This is a genomic window from Corynebacterium sp. KPL2850 (assembly GCF_040225855.1).
Lineage (GTDB): Bacteria > Actinomycetota > Actinomycetes > Mycobacteriales > Mycobacteriaceae > Corynebacterium.
In genome coordinates, this window is record NZ_JBEHFV010000057.1 from 1 (window position 1) to 4,226 (window position 4,226).

Annotated in this window: 6 protein-coding genes and 1 pseudogene; 5 read left to right on the forward strand and 2 right to left on the reverse strand. The window is 59.3% G+C overall.

Annotated features, from left to right (window positions below):
• Positions 1–207: 207 nt before the first annotated feature.
• The 4 genes from ABRP93_RS11410 (at position 208) to ABRP93_RS11425 (ending at position 2,811) form a co-directional block, all read left to right on the forward strand.
• Positions 208–480, forward strand: a complete 273-nt coding sequence (locus ABRP93_RS11410) for a hypothetical protein (protein WP_023022726.1) — start codon at positions 208–210, stop codon at positions 478–480.
• Positions 481–607: 127 nt separating this feature from the next.
• Positions 608–988 (forward strand): hypothetical protein, encoded by a 381-nt coding sequence (locus ABRP93_RS11735; RefSeq protein WP_023022728.1) that lies wholly within the window; start codon positions 608–610, stop codon positions 986–988.
• Between the two features lie 1,065 nt (positions 989–2,053).
• Positions 2,054–2,488 carry a hypothetical protein gene (locus ABRP93_RS11420; protein ID WP_349852783.1) on the forward strand — a complete coding sequence of 145 codons (435 nt, stop codon included), beginning with the start codon at positions 2,054–2,056 and terminating at the stop codon, positions 2,486–2,488.
• A 35-nt stretch (positions 2,489–2,523) separates the two neighbouring features.
• Positions 2,524–2,811, forward strand: coding sequence for a hypothetical protein (locus ABRP93_RS11425; RefSeq protein ID WP_156904618.1), 288 nt, complete (start codon positions 2,524–2,526; stop codon positions 2,809–2,811).
• A gap of 127 nt (positions 2,812–2,938) precedes the next feature.
• Here ABRP93_RS11425 and ABRP93_RS11430 read toward each other — a convergent pair whose 3' ends face one another.
• Complete coding sequence (locus ABRP93_RS11430) at positions 2,939–3,220, reverse strand: hypothetical protein (RefSeq protein ID WP_349887998.1); 282 nt, start codon at positions 3,218–3,220, stop codon at positions 2,939–2,941.
• A gap of 28 nt (positions 3,221–3,248) precedes the next feature.
• On the reverse strand, positions 3,249–3,824 hold the full coding sequence (locus ABRP93_RS11435; protein ID WP_349887999.1) for a hypothetical protein: 576 nt from the start codon (positions 3,822–3,824) through the stop codon (positions 3,249–3,251).
• 114 nt (positions 3,825–3,938) lie between these two features.
• Here ABRP93_RS11435 and ABRP93_RS11440 point away from each other — a divergent pair.
• Positions 3,939–4,157 (forward strand): annotated as a pseudogene (locus ABRP93_RS11440) (transposase); the annotation flags it as partial.
• Positions 4,158–4,226: the final 69 nt, after the last annotated feature.

The window sequence follows — 4,226 nt, forward strand, 5'->3', positions numbered from 1 at the left end:
AAAAATCCCAGTCGGCTACAAGTCGCGCGCAAAAACAACACACCTAAAAAATCCCGAGTTGAGGATCCGCCCCCGTCCACCCCACCCGCGAGATTGACAAACTACATAGGAACACCCCCCGCTACCCGCGTTGTGTTCTGCCTTGCGAGCTGGGCGGCTTAGGATACTTTCGTACCCCCTGTGACACGAGATACTGGGAGTTGAATTATGGCTGAGCAGCATAAACCGCCAACCTGGAAAACCGTCCTGGCCTGGGCCTCCATCATCCTCGGGGTGCTGTTGGTGCTCGGAGGTCTCCTCAGCATCGGGAAGGGCGGTGTTGGAACCTTCATCGGTGCGGTCATCATGGGGGTCGCGATCATCTTGCCTGGCGGCTGGTGGATGTACTGTGAGAAGCACGACAGGGACGCTCTGCGGAAGCCGCGAAGGGGGTTGAGAATTACACGTTCTTGTCCGAAGCGGATCGTACCTGCTTGGTAAGCCGCCCGCCGCTGAGAAGGTCAACCGGCGGTGGCCTGTCATTGCCATCGGGTCCATCGTGGGGCTGGTTGTGGGGTCTGCGATTGTCCCGGCGACAGAGAGCGACGTACCCGAGAAGGAGCCTGTGGTGGAGACTCCTACGGCGATGCAGACCTGCGTTGTGGAGGTGACCTCAGAGGGGGCTGTGACCGCAGAGGTCACCCTGACCGAGGTGGTCACCCAGGAGGAGGAGCCAGAGCAGGTTGAGGAGCCGGTGGAAACCGCTGTCGAGGAGAGCAACGACACAGCTGCGGGGGACGTGGAGGAGGCTAACGCTCCGGCCCCTGTGGCGGATCCTGCTCCCGCCTATGAAGCTCCTGTCGCCCCGCCCCTGCAGCATCCACCTACTACAAGAACTGCGCAGCCGTGCGTGCTGCCGGTGCTGCTCCGCTCTACACAGACAGCTCCGGTAACAGCCGCGATCTCGACAAAGACGGCGACGGCGTGGCCTGCGAGTAGCCCCACCTAGAAAGGAACCCATCATGCAGTGCACCACTATCCGGCCCCTGGGCGTCTTGATCCCCGCTGCCCTGCTCCTGTCCGCGTGCAGCAGCGCTAATGAGGCCAAGGAGGACATCACCACGACTGCGGAAGCCGCTCCTTCCACCGAGGTGGCTGCGTCCTCGGACCCCACACTGGACACCATCAATGAAGGAGAGCCTTTCACCATCACCTGCGATGGTGATCGGACCTGCGACATTGACGTCACTATCAGCAACGTGGCTCTACATGACCAGTGTCCCCGAGTCGCCAGCTACGTAGACGCCCCACCGAGGAGCAGACCTATCTCACCTTTGACGCGGAGATCGCCGTCAATGAGTACTCCTGGTCGGATAACTTCTCCTTCACCACCGGCGACGCGAAAGTGCTCACGAAGGACGGATATTCGGAGCCGCTGGGCATCGCATTCGATTGCGAATCTTTGTCCCCCACAGGGGATAGCCTCACCCGCGTGGGTGAAAACAGCGCACGCAGAACGTCTACGCGGTACCTGCGAACGCGGAAAATCTCACCATCTCACCCCGAGGTGCGACGAAGGCTTGGGTACTGGATCTTCCGGGGGCTCCGGCCCCTGCTCAAGGTGATGACAACACCTCAAAGCTACCCGCGCAACCCGCCCAGCCGGTCGATGACGCCACGGCACCGCCTGCCCCGCCCGTACAGGACACCGGGCAGACCACCTCCCACTGCCTCACCGACCACACCCTTTACCAGCGTGGCACCACGGTATTCACCGACGGCACCACCGGATGGACGAAACAGTGCGCAGCGAAGTTCGACGCCGCCCTGTAGCCCCCTGCAAAACTCCTTACCTGCCCCTGACCTCATGCAAGCCAGGGGCGCTTTCGTACATATCTGACGTGAGGGGAATCTCTTCTTCTCGGTTGTGAAACCTGCGGCGCTACCCTACCATGATTGATATCCCAGTCACACTAGTTAAGGAGGGGACATTAGAATCAAAAGACTACTTGCGGTCAGCCTTAGCGCAGCGGTATTCGGCCCACTCACTACGATCCCCGCGCAGGCTGTTGACATGCCAGATCCTGCGGTTTGGGGCGCTTGCCCACAAGACGGAGCAAAAGACATTGGCAAGGTGATCCGCACATGGCACGGTGGCCCCTACGGGCCGCCAGAAAACCAGCTTGGCGCTGGCGACATCACCCTGAAATGCGGAACTGAGAACGTCGGATTCCGCCACATTGTCAACCGCCACGGCCCGCAGTGGCAAACACTCGCCGACATCGAGGGACGTAACTGGCGCGACATCGCAGACATGGCGCTCACCAAGAACATCACTAATCCCGATCAAACTGCCCCGCAAGATGGTGGCAAATGGTGTGTCAGCTCAGAGATCTATCTCGTCAACAAGGACTCTGGAGAAGTCGTCAAGACAAAGCGAACAAGGACGATCCTGACCGACAAGCATGAAGTGCTCACCACTTTTCCGACGGATGACGGGTGCAACTGATGTCACCCCAGGCCAACTCCATCAAGGAGCAACTCGTGGCATACTTTGCTAACCACAAGCGGCTCCATCTTATGGAAGATGACGATGGGTTAAGGGTCAATATAGTCCGAGGTCACGCCAAGAACGTAGTCAGTTCCATTCCGATAGCACTAATCGATTCAGAGTGGATAGACTACTTTGAGAGATGCGCTAGGGATGACAACCATCCAATCTCTCTCATGGCTGTACATCTTGACGAAGCCGTATCCATAGCAGTTGAAGCGAAAATGAGTCCAGCAAAAATAGTGCTAGACGGAACCTTCGCTCCCATACCAAAAGGATAAACCCAGCACAGTGGGACACGGGAACATCACCCGTGGCCCTCCGTGCTATGCTTGGATCCCAATGAGAAAATCCCCGATGGCCTGCGCACCACCGGGGAAACAACGGGCCTGTCCCCCACCACGAGGATCAAACACCTCCAAGGAGCATAGCACGGCTATCCAACGCCGCGTCACCAAACCCCGCAAGAAGGCTGACAGCACCTACACCAAAGGCCGCACCCGCTGGGTAGCCCGCTACCGGAACAACATCGACCGGGAGCACTCCAAGACCTTCGACACCGAGAAGCAGGCCAAAGCCTGGCTCCAGGAGCAAGTGCGCGCGCTTCACCGCGAGGAGTGGATCGACCCCAGCCCGCAAGCGCACCGTCCAGCAGATCATGGAAGCCTGGGCTGCCCGGGCCGTGCGCAAGACCCCCGAGACCTCTACCGGATCACCATCAACAACCTTGGCCCTTGGCCTCTACAGGGTGTACCAGCGTGATGTACCCGTGGGAGCTTAGGACCCGGGTGACGAAGTCAGCGCCCCTGATTCGCGAGCCATTGGTGAGCTGGAGGGTTATTTCCTCGCCATCGCCATCGACGATGCGGTCGAGCTCGTCCAAGGTGATGACCACCTGGGTGGTAGCGGTAGTGCGCGCTCCGGACTTCCCGCCGAAGAAGATGGACTTGACCGATTCCAATGGGCGCTCGTTATCGAGGGCAGAGTGCATATCGGCGACGTCGGCGGATTCCCCGGTGATGGTCAACGACCACGGGCCGCGCGGCCGGCGGGTGATCCGCACGCCTTTCTTGGGAGTGCGGGGCGGCTGTAGCTCCCGCAAGAGGTCGCGCGCCCGCTTACGCAAGGCAGTGGCGCTTCCGCGGAACTCACATAACTCGGAGCGTATGGCCCAAGCATCGCGTTGGGTGCGAGCGCGCAGCGCGAACTTTTCGATGAGGCTGAGCACGTCGAGCGGGTGCGTCGTCGAGCGCGCCGTGCGTTGCTTGGCGCTAAAGGCACAGGTTGCGTCCACTAGTGTGGTGTATCTGTAACCCGTGGTAAGCCTCGTGCCGGTGCACAATAAGGCGACCATCACGGGTACCTTTCGAATCAACTTCTACTTATCCTCGAAAGGAATGTAACCGCGATGGCCGCTAACCCCCATCATATCGATCCCACTGCGTATCTGGAAGAATTGCTCACCCAAGCCTCCCCAGACTTGATGCGCCAGATGCTGACAGACTTCATTAACCAGATACTTTCGGCCCAGGCTGACACTGTCTGCGGCGCTGATTACGCCACGGTATCTCCACAACGGACTAATACCCGCAATGGCTACCGCCACCGTCCCTTAGACACGAGAGTGTCTAATGGTTTGTGTGTGGGAACCTAACCCGCATAAGGAGATGAACCAGAATGACTACTATGGCGAGAC

What these genes read in the sequence shown, in the direction of transcription:
- ABRP93_RS11410 (WP_023022726.1), top strand. Translation starts at nt 208, where the DNA reads ATGGCTGAGCAGCATAAACCGCCAACCTGGAAAACCGTCCTGGCCTGG.
- ABRP93_RS11420 (WP_349852783.1), top strand. Translation starts at nt 2,054, where the DNA reads ATGCCAGATCCTGCGGTTTGGGGCGCTTGCCCACAAGACGGAGCAAAA.